Origin of the sequence: Brachybacterium sp. AG952 (assembly GCF_004362645.1) — a bacterium.
In the GTDB taxonomy this organism is placed as follows: domain Bacteria; phylum Actinomycetota; class Actinomycetes; order Actinomycetales; family Dermabacteraceae; genus Brachybacterium; species Brachybacterium conglomeratum.
Genome location: NZ_SNXV01000001.1, coordinates 726,249 through 745,135, shown reverse-complemented (window position 1 = coordinate 745,135; position 18,887 = coordinate 726,249). Strand labels below are relative to the sequence as shown.

Sequence of the window (18,887 nt, the reverse complement as noted above, 5' to 3'; positions counted from 1 at the left end):
CGTCCCCGGCACCCCAGTGGTGTCGGGGACGCTCGATAGATTGGACCCATGAGCCAGACCGACGAGACCCGCGGCGCCGTCCCGCCCGCGCTGGTCCTGCCCGAACCCGCCGTCCCCGATCCGGCCGAGGCCCCGGGGCTGCGCTGGGGCGTGATCTCCCCCAGCCACATCGCCGGCCAGTTCACCGACACCGCCCATCGGGCGACGGCCTCGCGCATCGTCTCGGTCGTCTCCCGCTCCGCAGAGCGGGCCGCGGCCTTCGCGGCCGAGCACGGTGCGGAGCGCTCCTTCGACAGCGTCGAGGGCATGCTCGCTGCGGGCGGCATCGACGCGGTGTACATCGCCTCCCCGCACGCCCAGCACCACGAGCTGGCCCGCCCGGTGCTCGAGGCAGGCGTGCCGGTGCTGGTGGAGAAGGCGTTCACCCTGAACACCGCGCAGGCCCGCGACCTGCTCGACCTCGCCCGGGAGCGGGGCGTGTTCGCGATGGAGGCGATGTGGGCGCGCTTCCTGCCGCAGTACGACCTGCTGCGCGGCGTGCTCGAGGCCGGCCTGCTCGGCGAGATCGTCGAGGTCGCGGCCGATCACGGCCAGGCCATGCCCACCGACCCCTCCCACCGCATGAACGCTCCCGAGCTCGGCGGCGGGGCGCTGCTGGACCTCGGCGTCTACCCGATCTCCTTCGCACAGATGGTGCTCGGCGATCTCGAGAACCCCGTCGTGCGGGGGGAGCTGACCCCCACCGGCGTCGACGCGACGCTCGGCCTGCTCGCCCAGGGCGCGCGCGGCGGGTTCGCACGGCTCGGCACCACGCTGCGCACCCGCACCCCGGCCGAGGCGGTCGTCGCGGGCACCGCGGGCACGGCCCGTCTGACCGGTCCGTTCTACGCCCCGGGCACGCTCACCATCGAGCTGCTCGACGGCCGCTCCGCGTCCTTCGCGCATCCTGGCACGCCCGGCGACGGGATGGCCTACGAGATCGCGGAGGCCGCCCGACGGATCACCGCCGGCGAGCTCGAGTCCCCCCTGATGAGCTGGGCGGACACCCTGTCGGTGATGGGGACGATGGACGCCGTCCGCGCCGCGCTCGGCGTCGTCTACCCCGGGGAGGAGGACGCATGAGCCGCACCGAGTCCGCCCCCGCGCCGCACGAGGACGCCCTGCAGGCCGCGGCACGGCACGCACCGGCCCTGCACAGCACCTCCCTGCGCATCCCCGCGACGCACCCGCCCCGCCGCGGCGTGTTCATCTCCTTCGAGGGAGGGGACGGCGCCGGGAAGTCCACCCAGATGAGGATGCTGCGGGACCACCTGGTCACCGAGCGCTCCGTCGCCGAGGACCTCATCCTCACCACCCGGGAGCCGGGCGGCACGCCGCTCGGCGAGAGCATCCGCGAGCTGCTGCTGCACGGGGAGCACGTCGAGCCCCGCGCGGAGGCGCTCCTGTACGCGGCGGATCGCGCCCACCACATCGCGACCGTCGTCCGCCCCCACCTGGCCCGCGGCGGGCTCGTGCTCGGGGACCGGTATCTCGACTCCTCCGTCGCCTACCAGGGCGCCGGGCGCGAGCTCTCGCCGGAGGAGATCGCGGGGCTGTCGCTGTGGGCGGTCGACGGGCTGCTGCCCCATCGCACGATCCTGCTCGACGTGCCCACCAGCGCCCTGGACGAGCGGCGCGGACCCGCCGGCAAGGACCGCCTGGAGAGCGCGGGCCTGGAGTTCCACGAGGCGGTGCGCGAGGAGTTCCTCGAGCTCGCCCGCGCGGATCCCGAGCGCTACGCCGTGGTCGACGGGACCCGCCCGCGCGAGGAGGTCCACGCGGAGGTGCTCGCCTCCGTCGCCGAGGTGCTGAGCCTGTTCGACCCGACCTTCGAGCCGGTGCCCCCGCCCCGGCACAGGGACGAGCAGTGACCGCGGCCGCGCAGGCAGCCGGGGCCCCGCACGCGCCCGGGGTGTGGGCCGACGTCGTGGGCCAGGACGCGGCGGTCGCGCAGTTCCGCCGCGCCGCCTCCCCGGAGGGGTCCCTCGCCCAGGCGTGGCTGATCACGGGCCCTCCCGGCTCCGGCCGCTCCACCGCGGCCCGGGCCTTCGCCGCGACGCTGCAGTGCGAGCAGGGCACCGGCTGCGGGCAGTGCCCGGCCTGCCGCACCACCCTCGCGGGGACGCATCCCGATGTCACCGTCGTCGCCACCGACAAGCTCTCCATCGCGAAGGAGGAGGTGCGCTCGCTGGTGATGACCGCGCAGCGCGCCCCCGCCACGGGCCGGCACCGGGTGCTGGTGGTCGAGGACGCGGACCGCATGACCGCGGGCACCTTCAACGTGCTGCTGAAGTCGATCGAGGAGCCGCCGCCGTCGACGGTCTGGATGCTGTGCGCCCCCTCGGCCGAGGACCTCGCCCCCACCATCCGCTCCCGCTGCCGCCTGGTGACCCTCACGGTCCCGGACTCCGACGTGGTCGCGGAGCTGCTGCGCCGCCGCGACGGGATCGAGGACCAGCTGGCACTGCGTGCGGCGCGCGCCGCCCAGGGCCACATCGGTCTCGCGCTGCGCTACGCGACGCAGGAGGGGGCCCTCGGCGCGCGGGTGGAGTCGGCGCGCACGCTGCTGGCCCTGCGCACCGCCGGCGGCGCCGTGCTCGCCGCCCAGACCCTCGTCGAGCGGGCGACCGCCGAGGCCAAGGAGCACGCGGACCAGGTCGCGCTCGAGGAGAAGGAGCGCTTCCTGCGCTCGGCCGGGATCGACGACGGGAAGGTGCCGCCCTCGCTCCGCTCCCAGATGCGCCAGCTCGAGGAGGACGCCAAGCGGCGCCAGACCCGTCTGGTCCGTGACGTGCTGGACCGGTACCTGCTGGATGTCCACTCGGTGCTGCGCGACGTGCTGAGCCGTCAGCTGGCCACCGGGTCGGAGCTGGTGAACGTCGACGTGACGGGCGAGATCGAGCAGGCCGCCGCGCACGGCACGGGCCGCTCCACCCTCGCTCTGCTCGAGGCCGTGCAGGAGGCCCGTCAACGGATCGGGGGGAACGTGCCTCCGCTGCTCGCGGTCGAGGCGCTGCTCTCCCGGATCGCCGTCTCCCAGCGCTGACCCCGCCGGGCACCGGGTCGGGACCGCCCCGCGCGCCCTCGCCTGAAGGTCGCCGCGACGTCAGGTGCGCCCCTGTTCCGATGACGGAACAGGGGCGCACCTGAGCTGCGGGGAGCGGTCCGCCGGCCCGAGGCCGGGGATCAGTCCTCGGGAGAGTCCGCCTCGGGGATGTCGAAGGACAGGGCCGGGTGCTCCGTCGGGGTCTGCTCCTGCGAGGCCTGCTCCGGCTTCTGGACCGGCGCGGGCTCGGCGGCCGGCTCGACGAGCGCGACGTCCGCTGGGGCGGAGCTGCTGTCGGCGTGCGAGCCCCCGGCCTGGGCGGCGTCCTCGGCCTGGGACCCCTCGGCCCCGGCACCGTCGGCCGGTGCGGTCGCGTCCGCCGCGGCCTTCTCGTCGTCGACGACCTCGACGTCGAGCTCGTCGACGATCACGCCCGCGCCGCGGGGGATCTCGGGCTCGCCGTCGTCCTGCCCGGTCTCGGAGTGGGCGCCGCAGCCGTAGCCGAGGTGGACCACGCGGCCGTCGGCCGGGGACCACTCGTTGGTGCACACGCCGAACTCGGAGCGCAGGGAGCCGGAGAGCTTCATCAGGAATCCGCAGCTGGTGCAGCTCGCGGGGACGGTGCCCTTGCGCCCGCGGGAGGAGGTCTGGCGGGGGCCGAACTCGCCGGCCTGCCAGCGCTCGGCGGCCTCGCCGCGGCCCTCCTGCGAGAGCACGCGGGGGCGGCCGAGTCCCAGCTCCCAGAGGGCGACGCGGTCCTCGTCCTCGTCGCCGGTGGCCTCGTAGCCCTGCTCGAGCCGCTCGTCCTGCTCCCGGTAGGGCAGCAGGTCGTCGGCACCGACGTCCTCGGGCTTCAGACGCTCGGACCACGGCTCCCAGGCGGGGGCGAGGATCGCGTCCTCGCCCGGCAGCAGCGCGGTCTCGGCGACGGTCGCGGCCTTCGCACGGGAGGCGCGGGCCAGCACGACCACCCAGGACCAGCCGCGGTAGCCGGGCATGGTGCACTCGAAGACGTGCGTGACCAGCCGCTCCCCCGTCGCCTCGACGCGGAGGTGCTCACCGACCTGTCCGGGCTCGGTGACGTCCTCGAGCGCCTCGCGGGCGAGCTCGACGGCAGCCGCGGCGACCGCGTCGAGCTTCGGACGTGCGGTGCGGGGACGGCGGGGGGCGGTGGTCGGGGACGTCATCTCAGGCCTCGAAGTTGTCGGCGACGGCTCGCAGCACGGTGGCGATCTTCTGGGAATGGCCGCGATCGGGGTAGCGGCCGTGGCGCAGCCCGGTGCCGGCGTCGTCGAGGAGCCGGATCAGGTCCTCGACCATGACGGCGAGGTCCTCGGGCTTCTGGCGGCGGGCGCGGGCGACCGACGGCGCAGGCTCGAGCAGCTGCAGGGAGAGCACCTGCGGGCCGCGGCGGCCGTCGACCATGTCGAACTCGACGCGGGCGCCGGGGCGGAGGGTCGTGACCCCCTCGGGCAGGGTGGTGGCGTGCACGTACACGCTCTGACCGTCCTCGTCGTCGAGGATGAAGCCGAAGCCCTTCTCGGCGTCGTAGAACTTCACCTTGCCTCGTGGCACCTGGATCCCATTCCTCATCTGGTGGTCGTCGTGGGGCGATTCTCGGATCCCGGGCGCATGCGGACCGGCGTGCCGGCCGCCTCCACCCGGGAGGCTGCCGGAGCGGGTCCGGCAACACTCCATGCTATCGCGAGCAGGCCGGCAGCGGCGAGCGGGTTCCTGCGAGGTGACGACGGCCACCGCAGGGGCCGACAGGACGGCGCGGGCAGGGCCCGACAGGCCGACGGCGCAGCGCAGCACCCTGCCCGACGGGACGGCACTGCCCCCGGTCAGCGCCGGCGCTCGGGCGGGATCTCGCGGGTCGGGGCGTCGGCCGGGACGGGATCGAGGCCGAGCCCGGCGAGGACCTGCTCGAGGATCATCGCCGTGAAGCCCCAGACGAAGGCGTCCTCGGGCAGCTCGAAGACGGGGCCGACGTCGTGCCCGTTCAGCCGGCCGCGTCGCCGCAGCGCGGCGTCGTCGAGGGAGTCGCTCCCGGTCAACGGCGCCCACACCAGGCGCTCGACCTCGATCGGGTCCTGCACCCCGAGCGGCGGGACCTCGGCGGACCAGCTCAGCACCGGGATCACGAGCTGACCCCGCCAGGGCATCGGGATCGGGGCGAAGGCGCCGAGCACGTGCGCGTCGGCGGGGTCCAGCCCCGTCTCCTCCTCCGCCTCCCGCAGCGCGGTGTGCACATCGTCGCGGTCGCCGGGGTCGCGCTTCCCTCCGGGCAGGGAGAACTGGCCGGGCTGGGAGCGCAGGCGGTGTCCGCGCTCCTCGAGGACGAGCCGGGCGTCGGCCAGATCCGTGCCGGCGACGTGGATGAGCACGGCGCTGCGCCGCCCGCCGTCGGTCGGCATCGGAGGGGAGCCGCGTCCGTCCCGACGCTCCACGAGCACGTCCCCGCGCCGGGCCCGCTCGGCGAGCGGGGCGAGGAAGCCGGCCCCGTCGGGAAGCCCCTCGGCCGACGGGACGGCCGCGCTCATGCCGCCTCCCCCGCGCTCGGGCAGAGGTCGGCCAGCACGCACTCCCCGCAGCGGGGCGCCCGCGCCGTGCAGACGCGGCGGCCGTGGAGGATCAGGCGCAGCCCGAGCATCGTGAGGTCCTCGGCGTCGGCGCCCGTGCCGTCGGCCTCCACCCGCGCCACGACGTCCTCCTCGACCGCTCGCGGGTCGGTGGCCGTCGTCCAGCCGAGCCGTCGCGAGAGCCGCCCCACGTGCGTGTCCACGGCGAGCAGGGAATGGCCGAACCAGGCCCCGCGGACCACGTGCGCGGTCTTCCGGCCGACGCCGGGCAGCCGCTCGAGCGCGGCCTGGTCGTCGGGCACCTCCCCGTCGTGGTCCACGAGCAGCGCACGGGAGAGGCCGATGATCCGACGCGCCCGGGTCGCGCCCATCCCGAGCGGGCGCACCTGCTCGGTGACCGCGTCCTCGTCGGCCTCGGCGAGAGCGGCCGGGCCCGGCCAGCGGGAGAACAGTCCGGGGGTGACCTGGTTGACGCGCACATCGGTCGTCTGCGCGGAGAGCACGGTCGCGACCAGCAGTTCGAAGGCGTCGCGGTGGTCGAGCTCGGTGCGCGCACCGACGTGGAGGCGCTCGAGCCGGGCCGCGACGAGACCCGCGTCGGCGGGGGCCCCGGAGGCGGCCGCGGCCGGGCGGTGGGACGACCTGCTCGACATGCCGGAGACGTCTCCCTTCCTCGGAGATGGGCCATGACGCCGCGAGCGCGATAGTGTTTGACCATCATGTGACAGCCGCCACCGCTGAACGTGGCGTCCGCCACAGGTTGCACAGCACGGTCCCGGAAGATCGGGACCCCACATCCAGGAGGTTCCGTGGACGAGAACATCGTACGGTCGTCGCCGCTGTTCGCCGCGCTCGACGAGGACGGCAAGCAGGCGGTCCTGGCGTCGATGAAGCAGGAGGACTACCACCGCAGCGCCATCATCTTCCGTGAGGGCGATCCGGGCGACCGGCTCTTCATCATCGGCTCCGGCAAGGTGAAGGTCGGCCACGCCTCGGGCGACGGCCGCGAGAACCTGCTCGCGGTGCTCGGCCCGGGCGAGACCCTCGGCGAGCTCTCCCTCTTCGATCCCGCGCCGCGCAACGCGACGGCCACGGTCGTGGCCGAGTCGACCCTGTACTCCCTCTCGCAGCAGGACCTGTACCGCGTCCTCGCGCAGCGTCCGGAGGTGGGCCGCCACCTGCTCGCCTCGCTCGCGCGCCGTCTGCGCAAGACCAACGAGTCCCTCGCGGACCTGGTCTTCGCCGATGTGCCCGGTCGCGTGGCGAAGAACGTGCTCGACCTCGCCCAGCGCTTCGGCCGTCAGACCGACGACGGCGTGATGGTCGCCCACGGCCTGACCCAGGAGGAGCTGGCCCAGCTGGTCGGCGCCTCCCGCGAGACGGTGAACAAGGCCCTGGCCGACTTCGCCTCCCGCGGCTGGATCCGGCTCGAGGCCCGCGCCGTCCTCATCGCCGACGTGGAGCGCCTGCGCCGCCGCGCCCGCTGAGACGGGCCCGGGCATCTCGCGCAGACGCCCGACGCCCCGCCCCCGTCCGAACGGCCCTCCTCCCCGCGCGGGGAGGAGGGCCGTTCGAGCGCGCGGGGCACCCGGGACGACGGCGCCACACCCGGAGTCCGCAGCCGCGGGGGCGACCCGGCGCAGCGACGCAGCGCGGGGTCAGCGCTCCTGGGCGAGGTGGTCGAGGGTGGCGCGGAGGTTCCAGCGGGCCGCGTCCTGCAGCTGCTCGGGCAGGTCCGGGCCGTAGACCACGCGCAGCAGCCGGTCGAGGGTGAGCACCCCGGCGGTGCGGGCGCGCCGCACCTGATCGATCCGCTCCTCGCGGTGCGCGATCGTCTCCTCCAGGACGGCGAGCACCTCCAGCGGGGAGTCGACGGACGGACCGTGGCCGGGGAAGAACGCGCTGATCCGGCCGTCCTCGGCGAGGGCGTGGAGGATCGCGAGGGACTGCAGGTACTCGGTGAGCGAGCCGCCGTGCTCGGGCACGATCACCGTCGAGGAGCCGCCCAGGAGCGTGTCGCCGGTCAGCATCCGCCCGCCCTCCACGAGCACGCCGACGGAGTCGGAGGTGTGCCCCGGCAGGTGGATGACGTGGCCGACGGTCCCGTTGTCACCGATCAGCGTCGCGGGCAGCGGGCGCGAGCCGGGCACGGCGGACTGATCGGCCGCCCACAGCGGCACCTCCCGGCCGCTGCGGGCGGTGAGCTGCCGGGCGAGGGTCGCGGCGCCCGCGGCGTGGTCCGCGTGCCGGTGGGTGACCAGAACGCCCTCCGGTCGGACGTCGTCGCCGCAGGTGAGCAGCAGCTCGGCGAGGTGCTCGGGGTCCTTCGGGCCGGGGTCGACCACCCACACCTGGCCCTCGTCGCGCAGCACGTGGCTGTTGGTGCCGGTGAGCGTCATGGGGCCGGGGTTGTCGGCCCGCACCACGATCAGCTCGACCGCCGGGGCATCGGGAGCCCGCTGCCCGAGATGCTCGTCCATCGCGGCCCCGCTCAGGCGGTGGGGGCGAGAGACGCGGAGAGCTCGACGACGAGCTCGAGCTCGACCGGGGCGTCCAGGGGCAGCACGGCCACGCCCACGGCGGAGCGGGCATGGCTCCCGGCCTCGCCGAAGACCTCGCCGAGCAGGGTGCTCGCGCCGTTGATCACGGCGGGCTGGCCCGTGAACGAGGGGTCGGAGGCGACGAAGCCAGTCACCTTCACGATCCTGACCACCTGGTCGAGGTCACCCACCAGCGCCTCCACGGCGGCGAGGGCGTTCAGGCAGCAGGTCGCGGCGAGCTCGGCGGCCTGCTCGGCCGTGACCTCGGCGCCGACCTTGCCGGTGCGCGGCAGCGCCCCGTCCACGAAGGGCAGCTGCCCGGAGGTGTGGACGTGGGAGCCGGTCCGGACGGCCGGCACGTACGCGGCCACCGGGGCCGCGACCTCGGGCAGGGCGTGCCCGAGCTCGGCGAGGCGGGCGCGGGTGCGGGGGCTGCGCGCCGGGACGGGGTCGGTCATCGGCTCAGCCCTCGCCCCGGGGGCGCTTGAGGTAGGCGACCAGGTTCTCCGGGTTCGGCCCCGGCACGACCTGGACCAGCTCCCAGCCCTCGTCGCCGTAGTTGTCCAGGATCTGCTTGGTCGCGTGGATCAGCAGCGGGACGGTCAGGTACTCCCAGCGGGTGAGTGTGCTCATGGGACGAGCCTACCCGGGGAGCCCGGTCCGAGGAGGTCAGCCGCCGACGGCCTGCTGCTCGGCACGCCGCAGCAGCGCGGACCAGTCGCTGACGTGCGGGTGGCGGCGCAGCAGACGTCGCCGCTCCCGCTCGGTCATCCCGCCCCAGACGCCGAAGTCGACGCGGTTGTCGAGCGCGTCGGCCAGGCACTCGGTGCGCACCGGGCACGCTCCGCAGGCCGCCTTGACGGCGTGCTGCTCCGCGCCCTGCACGAAGAACCCGTCGGGATCCATCGTCACGCAGGCGCCGCGGGCGGCCCAGCTGCTGTCGCCGGTGAAGGCGCTTCCCCCGATGGTCATTCTCCATCCCCTTCCGTCTTCCGGATCGACCTTGATCCGTTCCTCGCCCCACTGTATGGAGACGGTCGCCACATGGCAAAACTCGCGATGCTCCATGACGGCGGCCGGAGCCCGTGCTAACGCGCACATGAGCCCGTCGCGCCGGGGCAGGTCACGGCGCGGCATCGGCTTCGTGAAGATTCCGCGCGCGCGGCCTGCCTGATGGCCGCTCCGGGGAGGGTCGCCGTACTGTAGTTCCATGGCCCGCACCTCGCCCGCGTCCAGCTCGGGACGCTCCCTGCCCGTCGCCCTGGCGCAGACCGTCTACCTGCTGCTGGGGCTCCTCGCCGTCTCGGCCCTCGCCGGCGTCCTGCTCGCGGCGTTCTTCCTCCCCGCGGTCTCGGCGACCTCGGCCGTCGCCGAGGACGGGGTGGACCTCTTCGAGTCCTACCCCAGCGAGCTCGAGGTCGAACCGCTGAACGAGGCGAGCCGCATCGAGGCGGCCGACGGGTCGCTGCTGGCGACCTTCTACACCGAGAACCGCATCATGGTGCCGATCGAGGAGATCTCGCCCCACATGCAGAACGCGGTGATCGCGGTCGAGGACCGCCGCTTCTACGAGCACGGCGGCGTGGACCCCAAGGGCCTGGTCCGCGCCTTCGCCTCGAACGCCGCGGGCGGCGCGACGCAGGGCGGCTCGACGCTCACCCAGCAGTACGTGAAGAACGCGCTGCTCATGGACGCCGTGCAGCGCGGCGACCAGGAGGACCAGCTCGCAGCGACCGAACAGAGCTACGGCCGCAAGCTGCGCGAGGCGAAGCTCGCGATCTCGCTCGAGAAGCGGTGGAGCAAGGACGAGATCCTCAACGCCTATCTGAACGTGGCGCAGTTCGGCCCCTCCCAGTACGGCGTCGAGACGGGCTCGCGCCACTACTTCTCCAAGAGCGCGAAGGACCTCAACCCCGGCGAGGCCGCGCTCCTGGCCGGCATCACCAACGGCCCGAACCAGTACGACCCGGTCGCCCATCCCGAGGCGGGCGAGAAGCGCCGCAACGAGGTGCTCGCGGACATGAAGCGCGAGGGCTTCGTGACCGAGGAGGAGTACGAGCAGTACACCGCCCAGCCCGTCGAGGAGATGCTGCAGATCCAGAACGTGCGGGCCGGCTGCGCCGACGCCGGCACGAGCGGGTTCTTCTGCGACTACGTCACGCGCTCCCTGCTCAACGACCCGAACTTCGCCCCCACCTACGAGGAGCGGCGCAAGCTGCTCTACGGCGGCGGGCTCACGATCAGGACCACGCTGGACCCGAACACGCAGGCCGCAGCGGTGGACATCCTCCAGCGCAAGGTCCCCGGCGACTCCCAGCACGGCTTCGGCCACTCGATCGTCACCGTCGAGCCGGGCACCGGCAAGATCCTCACGATGGCGGAGAACCGCACCTTCAACCCGCACGAGGACTCCCAGCCCGGCGAGACCGCGATCAACTACAACGTGCCGCAGGCCCTCGGCGGCGGCAGCGGCTTCCCCGTCGGCTCGACCTTCAAGCCCTTCGTGCTGCAGAACTGGCTCGAGAGCGGGCGGAGCATCGACGACCGGGTGAGCACCACGCGCGAGTCGATGTCGAGCTTCCCGGCGGAGTGCCTGCCGCGCGGCGCCTGGCGCGAGAACCCGGGCTACAACCCGGACAACGCGGTCTCCGTGCCGATCGCGCCGATGGAGACGGTGCTGAACTCGACGAAGTTCTCGATCAACACCTCGTACGCGAACATGGCCCGCCAGCTCGACCTGTGCGGCATCGCGGAGACGGCGCGCGACATCGGCGTGGTCCCCGCGACCTACAACCCGTACGACCCCGCCACCTGGGACATGCCGATCGAGGACCTGTACGGCACCGAGCTGGCACCCTCCGTGGTGGTCCTCGGCGAGCTGCGGATCTCGGCGCTGGACATGGCCTCGGCCTACGCGACCTACGCCTCGGGCGGCACCTTCTGCTCGCCCCAGGCGATCACCGAGGTCGTCGACCGCAACGGCGAGGCGATGGAGATCTCGGGCGCCCAGTGCCACCAGGCGGTCGAGAAGGAGGTCGCCGACACGATGGCGTGGGTGCTCCAGCAGGACCTCGAGGACCCGCGCGCGACCGGCAAGGGCAAGACGATCCCCGGCCACGCCGCGGGCGGCAAGACCGGCACCTCCGGCTCGCAGTTCCACACCTGGTACGTCGGCTTCACCCGCCAGATGTCCACCGCGGTGTGGTTCGGCCACCCGCAGTCCAACATCCGTCCCGGCGGCTTCGACGTCGACGGGGAGATGCTCCGCAGCGGCAGCGTCTGGGGCAACACGGTCTCCCTGCCCACCTGGCAGGAGTACATGACCCGGGTGCACGAGGGGCTCCCCGGCGAGCCCTTCCCCGCCGCCCCCGCCCCGACCGACAGCGCCGCGGGCGACGCGGTCGAGAAGGGGAAGGTGCCCGACGTCGGCGGCATGCCGATCGAGCAGGCCCGCGCCGCGCTCGAGGCGGCCGGCTACTCCGTGCGGATCGAGCAGGCGCCGCACGGCGAGATCGGTGCCGGCCATGCGATCGACACCGACCCGCCGGCGGGCACCGAGCTGCCCGAGGGCCGTCCCGTCGTGATCCGCGAGTCCTCCGGTGAGGAGTGAGGTGAGGCCCGCGCTCGCGGCCGCCGGTGCGCTCGGCGGGCTCGGGCTCGGGCTCGCCGGGGCCGCCCACGTCTGGGCCCGCCATGTCGAGATCCATCGGTACACGCTGCGCGAGGCCGAGCTGCGGATCCTGCCGCCGGGCGCGCGCACGCGACGGGTGCTGCACATCAGCGACATCCACCTGCTGCCGGAGCAGCACCGCAAGCTCGCCTTCCTCGAGCACCTCGAGAGCCTGCGCCCGCACCTGGTGATCGACACGGGCGACAACATCGCCTCCGCGGCCGCGGTCCCGGCCCTCGCCGAGGCGATCGAGCCCCTGCTGCGCCGGCCCGGCGCCTTCGTGATGGGCTCCAACGACATGTTCGCGCCGATGCCGAAGAACCCCGCCAGGTACCTGCTGCCGGATCCGCGGCCCGCCGGGCTCACCGAGCCCCGGGAGCCGACGCTGCCCACCGCGGAGCTCGCCGCACGCCTCTCGGAGCACGGCTGGAAGGACCTGACCAACACCCGTGCCACGATCGAGCTCGGCGGCCTGGAGGTGCGCCTGGCCGGGGTCGACGACCCCCATCTCGAGCGCGACCGGATGCCCGCCCCGCCCTCGCCGGCGCCGCGCACGCCCGAGCACGGCAACGTGCTCCAGGTGGGCGTCGCGCACGCCCCCTACCGCCGCGTGCTCGACGCCTTCGTCGCCGACGGCGCGGAGCTGATCCTCGCCGGGCACACCCACGGCGGCCAGCTCCGCCTTCCCGGCATCGGCGCGCTGGTCACGAACTGCGACCTGCCCCGGCAGCAGGCCCGCGGCCTCTCCGACTGGCAGGGCGTGCCGATGAACGTGAGCGCGGGGATGGGCGCGAGCCCGTACTCGAACTACCGTCTGCTGACCCCGCCGGAGGCGACCTTGCTCACGTTGCGGGCCCGGAGGCCCTCGGACGTCGGCTGACCGGCCGGGAGCCTGCTAGAGTTTCTCCTCGGTGACCCGCTCGAGCGGGTTCCACCGGGGTGTGGCGCAGCTTGGTAGCGCGTGCCGTTCGGGACGGCAAGGTCGCAGGTTCAAATCCTGTCACCCCGACCCTCTGGGGAGTCGCGAGATCCATCGATCTCACGACTCCCCTTCTGCGTCGGCCGGCGGTCCGCCCGCCGGCCGTCCGCGGGATCGACGACGACGATGATCCCGCTCCGCACACCACCCTCGAGGCGTTACTTTATCGCCAAATGACCATTCCCGGTCGGGTCGATCGCGCTTTCTTTCGACGACCGTCAGGACACTCCCGGACCCCTCACGACCCATATCGGACTGTTCGGACATTTCGCCCCAACTCTCGGTGACCAACGGGTCGACCTGCGACATCACTCTATTCGGGTATACCGGACATTCTGTCGACGTGAATGACAATGGAGTAGTTATCACGGTGGAATTCATTTCCCGGGTGGAACACGCGGCATTTCGGGCGCGATTCGCAAAATCTTCGCAAAGAAGTGCACGCCCGACAGCAAATGCACCTGTGGTCATACATGCCCTCACCCCTACAGTGACCTGCGGTGCCGCCTTTCCGAGGCGGCTCCCACCGGGCCGCCGCCTCCCCGTCACCGGCCCGGTTTCTTCCTCCGCTTCCCTGGGTGACGGGCGCAGGCTCCGCGGACTCCCCCACGGGTCCGCTGTGCATCGACTGCGAGGCGACGGAGAAAGTGATCGCCACCGATGTTCCGCACCGCTCCACGCGCCACGCACCGGGCTCCCGGCCGTGCCGTGATCGACTACCGAGGGCTCGCCGCCCCGGTCGGCAAGGGCGTGGGAGGGGCCGCCGTGATCGGCGCCGTCTCCGCGACCGCCGCCCTCGCCGGCGGCGCCTCCGCCACCGCGCAGGCGCCCGCGGCCCCCGCCGCCTCCGCCGCGCCGTCCGCCGGGACCGCTGCCGCGATCCCCGCGGCCGCGTCCGCCGTCGCGCCCGCCAGCACGCAGTACACCTCGGTGAAGCTGCGGCTCGGCTCCCGCGGCAGCGCCGTCTCCTACCTCCAGCAGCGTCTGAACGCCCACGGCGCGAGCCTGAAGGTCGACGGCGTGTTCGGCTCCGCGACCCTGCGGGCCGTCAAGAACCGTCAGTCCGCGGCCGGCATCGGCGTGGACGGCGTGGTCGGTCCGAAGACCTGGAACGCCCTGACCGGCGGTTCGTCCTCCGCTCCCGCGGCCGGCTCGTCCTCCTCGCAGCCGAAGCTGCGTCACGGCAGCCGCGGCAGCGCCGTGTCGACCCTGCAGAGCGGGCTCAACGCCCGCGGTGCCACTCTCAAGGTCGACGGCGTCTTCGGCGCCGCCACCGGATCGGCCGTCCGCTCCCTGCAGTCCGCCGCCGGCATCGGCGTGGACGGCGTGGTCGGTCCGAAGACCTGGAACGCCCTGTACAGCGGCGTGTCGATCCCCTCGGGCGGCACCGGCGCGAGCTCGGGCACCACGGTCAACGGCAGCGCCATCGTCTCCGCGGCCCGCGCCCAGCTCGGGGTCCGCTACAAGTGGGGCGGCTCCACGCCCTCCTCCGGCCTGGACTGCTCCGGCCTCGTGTACCACGCGTACAACCAGGCCGGCATGAACATGCCGCGCAAGACCGCCAAGGGCTACACCTTCGGCGGGCGGATCATCCCCAAGTCGCAGGCCAAGCCCGGCGACCTCGTGGCCTTCACCGGCAACGACTACGGCCACATGGGGATCTACACCGGCGGCAACGGCATCATCGACGCCTCCGGCTCGCGCCAGCAGGTCGTCGAGCGCACCATCTGGAACGCCCCGCACGTGTTCGTCACCTACCGCTGAGTCGGCAGGGGTCGCGCATACGACCATGACGGCCTGCTCGACGCGAGAGCGTCACCGGGAAGGAGCAGGGCGACATGGTGGAGGAGCCCGGTCGGCATCGCCGACCGGGCTCCTCCGCGTCCGGGCCGGTTCGCGCCGCGGGATGTGATCCACGTGGCAGACTGGTCGGGTCACGAACTCCCACGTCCCTCAGGAGATCCGGATGCCCGACCCCATCGCCCTCGTCCCGCTGCCCCGATCCGTCGTGTGGTCGGAGGGCATGTGGGAGACGACCGACCCGTGGGAGGGTCTCTCCGTCGGCCTCAGCGAGGACCTGCCGGCGATCGAGTACGCTCTCTCCATCTCCCCGCAGGGCGCGGCGCTGAGCGCCGGCAGCGAGGCGGCCCTGGCCGACGGGCGCAACACCTTCGCCCAGATCGTCACCGGGGCCGACGGGTCGATCCCGTGCGTGACCATCGCGGACAGCCCGAAGCACGCCTGGCGCGGCATGCACCTGGACGTCTCGCGCCACTTCCTCCCGGTCGAGGAGATCGAGACCCTCCTGGACGGGATGGCCCTGCACCGCCTGAACGTCCTGCACCTCCATCTCACCGACGACCAGGGATGGCGCGTGGAGATCAAGGGCTACCCGCGCCTGACCGAGGTCGGCGCGTGGCGGGAGCAGACGCTCGTCGGCCACATGAGCGGGGACGAGGAGTCCTGGACCTTCGACGGCGTGCGCCACGGCGGCTCCTACAGCCAGGAGGAGCTCAAGGGCCTCGTCGAGTACGCGCGGCGCCGCGGGATCATGATCGTCCCCGAGATCGACCTGCCCGGGCACATGCAGGCCGCCGTCGCCGCCTATCCGGAGCTGGGGAACTTCCCCGAGCAGCAGGTGGGCGTGCGCGAGGTGTGGGGGATCTCCGACCACGTGCTCGGCGTCTCGGACCAGGTGTTCGACTTCCTGCGCGACGTGCTCACGCAGGTCGCCGGCATCTTCCCCGCCCCCTACGTGCACATCGGCGGCGACGAGTGCCCCACCGGCGAGTGGGAGCGCTCCTCCCAGGCCCGTGCCCGCATGAACGAGTGGGGCCTGACCCGTGTCTCGGAGATCCAGGGACGCTTCACGACCTTCGCCTCCGAGGTGCTCGCCGGGCAGGGCAAGCGCGCGATCGCCTGGGACGAGGTCCTGGAGACCCATCTGCCCGACGACACCGTGATCATGAACTGGCGCGGGCCCGCGGGCGTCGGGGAGGCCACCTCGCGCGGCTTCCAGACGATCGTGGCGACCTCCGACCTGCTCTACTTCGACCACTACCAGGCGGACCCGGCCGACGAGCCGCTCGCCATCGGCGGGAGGACCACGCTCGAGGACGTGTACACCGGTCGTCTGCTGCCCAAGAAGACGAGCGCGGACCAGGAGCGTCTGGTGATGGGCCTGCAGGCGCAGCTGTGGACCGAGTACCTGCCCGACGCCGGCGCCGTCCAGTACATGGCCTTCCCGCGCCTGTGCGCCTTCGCCGAGCGGGCGTGGGGCTCACCCGAGCAGAGCTGGGACGAGTTCCAGGAGCGCCTGCGCGCCCACCTGCCGCGCCTGGACGCCTTCGGGATCCGGTACCGCCCGCTCGACGACTGACACCTGCGATGCCCACCTCCCACCGCGACGCGCACCCCTACGGCCGCTCGGCCGACGACGTGCGCCGTCGTGACACGCGGCTGCGTCGCACGCGCCGGCTCCGTGCGACGCAGCTCGCGTTCTTCTCGGTGCTCGCCGTGGCGCTGATCGCCGTGGGCGTGTACGCGGTGGGCGAGCTGCGCGAACCGGTCGAGGAGCCCGGGATGATCGCACCGAAGGAGTTCGGGCCGGACCCGGTCGCCGTGGAGTGCCCCGACGAGGGCGCCGTGCCGTTGCCGCCCGCGGAGGTGACGGTCACCGTGCTGAACGGGACCACCCGCAGCGGACTCGCCGGCGAGGTCGCGCACGAGCTCGCAGGGCGCGGCTACGAGACCGGCGAGCCGGGCAACACACGCAGCGCGAGCGGCCCCGCCACGATCGTCCACGGGCCGGCCGGCTATCTCGCGGCCCAGTCCGTGCGCGCACAGCTCGCCACGGCCGACTTCGAGCCCGTGCTGAAGCTCGACAAGTCGAAGGAGGGCACCGCCGTGGATCTGCTGCTCGGCGACGGCTTCACGGTGCTCGCGCCAGCGCCCGCGGCCGCAGATGCGCTGGAGGCGCCCGTCGCCGCTCCCGAGGGCTGCTGAGCCCGTCCCACGAGCGACCCCCGGGTCAGTCCTCCCAGTCCCGACGATCGACCTCGCTCCGCGTCCCGGTCCACAGCGAGATCGCACCGCCGAAGAGCAGCAGCATCACGATCGTGCCGAAGACCAGCGCGGTGCTGGGCGAGGAGGGCATCAGCCCGGCCAGCACGCTGTTGATGCCGGACACCTCGGGGCCCGAGTCGCCGGCGTCGGCCAGGCCCGGGTCGACGTCGACCGCGAGGCTCGCCCTCGCCGGGATGCCGGTGCTGTCGACCACGTGGTAGGTGATCGTGGAGGTGCGCCCCGAGAAGCCCTCCTCCGGGGTGAAAGTCACCGCGCCGTTGCCGCTGACGGTGAACTCCCCCTCCCCCGGGATCACGAGGCGCTTGCCGCGCCCGTCGCGGAGGTCGGCGAGGTTGGTCGCCTCCAGGGCGCTGATCTCCACCGTGGCCGGCTCGAGGGGCTGCGAGCCGCTGCCGGCGGTGTCGTTGCCGAGCACGTCCACGGAGACCGGGCTTCCCGGTGCGGTGCGCGCCTCGTCGTCACGCAGGGTCGCGACGATCGGCGAGTAGATCGCCGTGAGCGAGGCGCTCACGGGGTTGTCGGCGTAGACGCCACGGGCGGTGATCGCCACCGGATCGGCCGTGCCCTCGAAGCCCTCCTGCGGGGTCAGGGTGACGGTGCGGGACTCGAGGTCGATCCGCCAGGTGCCCTGGTCGGGGACCGTCAGCGCCGTCCCGTCGGCCGAGACCTCGGCCCCCTCGGGGGTCTCGGCGGCGTCGAAGCGCAGCGAGTCCGAGCGCACGTCGCGGATGCCGGTGCTGAGGTCGAAGACGATCTCCGTGCCGGGCAGGGCCGCCTGCTGGCGGGAGAAGAGCACGGGATAGGCGGTGCTCAGCAGCGCGGTCGCGGCCGTCGCGCCCTCGCCGTCCCCGCCGGTGATGCCCATCGGCGCGACCACGCGCACGTCGTCGCTCTCCGGGGCGAAGCGGACCGTGGCCGTGGCGCGGTCCAGCGTCCACACGCCCACGTCACGCTCGGTCACGCGGGTGCCGTCGGCGGAGGCCTCGTAAGCCTCCTGGTCGCCGAGGGGCTCCAGGCGCAGCGTGGTCGGGTCAACGTTCTGCTGCCCCTCCCCCACCACGAACACGATGTCCTCGCCGAAGGGCGCGGAGCGGTCGAGATCGGAGATGATCGGGATGGTGAGCGTGACCTTCCCGGCCCGCACGACGGCGCCCTCCTCGTCCTCGACCACGTAGAGGACCGGGTTGAGCTGACGGCCGAGGTCGGAGCCCGCGGGGGTGTGGGTGAGGCTGCGACGATCGCTCGAGAGCTGCCAGGTGCCCTGGTCGGGGACGGTCGCACGGCTGCCGTCGAGGCCGACGGTCGAGCCGGCCGGGAGGTCCGCGAGATCGAGCCGCACGGCCCCGTCCTCGGGCAGGTCGCCGGGCAGCCCCACCGTCGTGGCCTCCCCTGCGGAGCCGTGCGCGTCGAGCTGCTCGAGCTCGAGCAGCTCGGGCGTCAGCACCACGGGCAGGGAACGGCTGTCGTGGAGGCTCCCGATGGTCAGGGCGATCGGGGTGCTGGGACCCTGCACCCCGAGCAGCGGGGTGAACACCAGCTCCTGGCCCAGCAGCGTCCAGGTCCCCTCCCCGGCGACCGCGATGCTGAGCGAGTCCTCCCCCAGCTCCATCGTCGAGCGGACCGAGTCGTCGAGATCCTCGGGCACGGCGAGGCGTGCGGAGTGCAGGTCGACCTGGTCCTCGACATCGTCGGTGACCAGCGCGCGCAGCGGGATCCGCGTGACCGTCCCGGGCCCGGGGATCACCGAGAGGGTCTGCGTCTGGGCGGGGAACTCGAAGGGGCCGTCCTCCCCGAGCGCCGACGCGGCGGGCGCGAGCGAGACCGCGAGCGCGGCGGAGGCCAGGAGCGCCGCCGCGCGGGTCAGCGGCCGTGGCCCACGCGCGCGCGGGGGACGGGGCGGGGGGTCGAGCACCGGCCCAGCCTAGCAACGGCCGCGGCGCGGGCC

The 18,887-nt window shown here is 73.4% G+C and carries 18 protein-coding genes and 1 tRNA gene; 10 read left to right on the top strand and 9 right to left on the bottom strand.

Features of this window, described 5'->3' with window-relative positions; all coding sequences use genetic code 11:
- The first annotated feature begins 48 nt into the window (after positions 1-48).
- Genes DEU31_RS03220 through DEU31_RS03210 form a run of 3 tightly spaced genes read left to right on the top strand, consistent with a single transcriptional unit; the run spans position 49 to position 3,085 of the window.
- Positions 49-1,122 (top strand): Gfo/Idh/MocA family oxidoreductase, encoded by a 1,074-nt coding sequence (locus tag DEU31_RS03220; RefSeq protein WP_133675727.1) that lies wholly within the window; start codon positions 49-51, stop codon positions 1,120-1,122.
- On the top strand, positions 1,119-1,910 hold the full coding sequence (tmk, locus tag DEU31_RS03215; protein WP_166649364.1) for a dTMP kinase: 792 nt from the start codon (positions 1,119-1,121) through the stop codon (positions 1,908-1,910). The genes DEU31_RS03220 and tmk overlap by 4 nt, the downstream gene beginning before the upstream one ends.
- Entirely contained in the window at positions 1,907-3,085 is a 1,179-nt protein-coding gene (locus DEU31_RS03210) for a DNA polymerase III subunit delta' (RefSeq protein ID WP_133675725.1), read from the top strand. The genes tmk and DEU31_RS03210 overlap by 4 nt, the downstream gene beginning before the upstream one ends.
- 140 nt (positions 3,086-3,225) lie before the next feature.
- Here DEU31_RS03210 and DEU31_RS03205 read toward each other — a convergent pair whose 3' ends face one another.
- The 4 genes from DEU31_RS03205 to nth form a co-directional block, all read right to left on the bottom strand.
- Positions 3,226-4,272, bottom strand: coding sequence for a DUF3027 domain-containing protein (locus DEU31_RS03205; protein WP_133675723.1), 1,047 nt, complete (start codon positions 4,270-4,272; stop codon positions 3,226-3,228).
- Position 4,273: 1 nt separating this feature from the next.
- A complete protein-coding gene (locus DEU31_RS03200) occupies positions 4,274-4,660 on the bottom strand; it encodes a cold-shock protein (RefSeq protein WP_053916106.1) in 387 nt (128 codons plus the stop codon).
- A 269-nt stretch (positions 4,661-4,929) separates the two neighbouring features.
- A complete protein-coding gene (locus DEU31_RS03195; RefSeq protein ID WP_010549524.1) occupies positions 4,930-5,628 on the bottom strand; it encodes a CoA pyrophosphatase in 699 nt (232 codons plus the stop codon).
- Positions 5,625-6,320: an endonuclease III gene (gene nth, locus DEU31_RS03190; RefSeq protein WP_010549523.1), complete on the bottom strand. Its 696-nt coding sequence runs from the start codon at positions 6,318-6,320 to the stop codon at positions 5,625-5,627. The genes DEU31_RS03195 and nth overlap by 4 nt, the downstream gene beginning before the upstream one ends.
- A gap of 156 nt (positions 6,321-6,476) precedes the next feature.
- Here nth and DEU31_RS03185 point away from each other — a divergent pair, with 156 nt between their 5' ends.
- On the top strand, positions 6,477-7,154 hold the full coding sequence (locus tag DEU31_RS03185; RefSeq protein WP_010549522.1) for a cyclic nucleotide-binding domain-containing protein: 678 nt from the start codon (positions 6,477-6,479) through the stop codon (positions 7,152-7,154).
- A gap of 171 nt (positions 7,155-7,325) precedes the next feature.
- Here DEU31_RS03185 and DEU31_RS03180 read toward each other — a convergent pair whose 3' ends face one another.
- The 4 genes from DEU31_RS03180 to DEU31_RS03165 are packed head-to-tail and all read right to left on the bottom strand — an operon-like array spanning position 7,326 to position 9,179.
- The gene (locus tag DEU31_RS03180) at positions 7,326-8,147 is read right to left on the bottom strand and encodes an MBL fold metallo-hydrolase (protein ID WP_010549521.1); all 822 of its coding nucleotides are present in this window, start codon (positions 8,145-8,147) and stop codon (positions 7,326-7,328) included.
- Positions 8,148-8,158: 11 nt separating this feature from the next.
- The gene (locus DEU31_RS03175) at positions 8,159-8,665 is read right to left on the bottom strand and encodes a RidA family protein (protein ID WP_010549520.1); all 507 of its coding nucleotides are present in this window, start codon (positions 8,663-8,665) and stop codon (positions 8,159-8,161) included.
- 4 nt (positions 8,666-8,669) lie between these two features.
- The gene (locus tag DEU31_RS03170) at positions 8,670-8,840 is read right to left on the bottom strand and encodes a DUF4177 domain-containing protein (protein ID WP_010549519.1); all 171 of its coding nucleotides are present in this window, start codon (positions 8,838-8,840) and stop codon (positions 8,670-8,672) included.
- A gap of 36 nt (positions 8,841-8,876) precedes the next feature.
- Positions 8,877-9,179, bottom strand: a complete 303-nt coding sequence (locus DEU31_RS03165; RefSeq protein WP_010549518.1) for a WhiB family transcriptional regulator — start codon at positions 9,177-9,179, stop codon at positions 8,877-8,879.
- Positions 9,180-9,417: 238 nt separating this feature from the next.
- On the opposite strand from DEU31_RS03165, the gene DEU31_RS03160 reads away from it, so the two are divergent.
- The 6 genes from DEU31_RS03160 (at position 9,418) to DEU31_RS03135 (ending at position 16,861) form a co-directional block, all read left to right on the top strand.
- Positions 9,418-11,817, top strand: coding sequence for a penicillin-binding protein (locus tag DEU31_RS03160; protein ID WP_010549517.1), 2,400 nt, complete (start codon positions 9,418-9,420; stop codon positions 11,815-11,817).
- Position 11,818: 1 nt separating this feature from the next.
- Positions 11,819-12,757 (top strand): metallophosphoesterase, encoded by a 939-nt coding sequence (locus DEU31_RS03155; RefSeq protein WP_010549516.1) that lies wholly within the window; start codon positions 11,819-11,821, stop codon positions 12,755-12,757.
- A gap of 55 nt (positions 12,758-12,812) precedes the next feature.
- Positions 12,813-12,886 (top strand) — tRNA-Pro (locus tag DEU31_RS03150).
- A gap of 678 nt (positions 12,887-13,564) precedes the next feature.
- On the top strand, positions 13,565-14,620 hold the full coding sequence (locus DEU31_RS03145; protein WP_239639321.1) for a peptidoglycan-binding protein: 1,056 nt from the start codon (positions 13,565-13,567) through the stop codon (positions 14,618-14,620).
- 202 nt (positions 14,621-14,822) lie between these two features.
- Positions 14,823-16,235, top strand: a complete 1,413-nt coding sequence (locus DEU31_RS03140) for a beta-N-acetylhexosaminidase (protein ID WP_133675721.1) — start codon at positions 14,823-14,825, stop codon at positions 16,233-16,235.
- An 8-nt stretch (positions 16,236-16,243) separates the two neighbouring features.
- On the top strand, positions 16,244-16,861 hold the full coding sequence (locus DEU31_RS03135) for a LytR C-terminal domain-containing protein (protein ID WP_010549513.1): 618 nt from the start codon (positions 16,244-16,246) through the stop codon (positions 16,859-16,861).
- 25 nt (positions 16,862-16,886) lie between these two features.
- Here the strand turns inward: DEU31_RS03135 and DEU31_RS03130 are convergent, their stop codons facing one another.
- Positions 16,887-18,854 carry an Ig-like domain-containing protein gene (locus tag DEU31_RS03130; RefSeq protein WP_010549512.1) on the bottom strand — a complete coding sequence of 656 codons (1,968 nt, stop codon included), beginning with the start codon at positions 18,852-18,854 and terminating at the stop codon, positions 16,887-16,889.
- Positions 18,855-18,887: the final 33 nt, after the last annotated feature.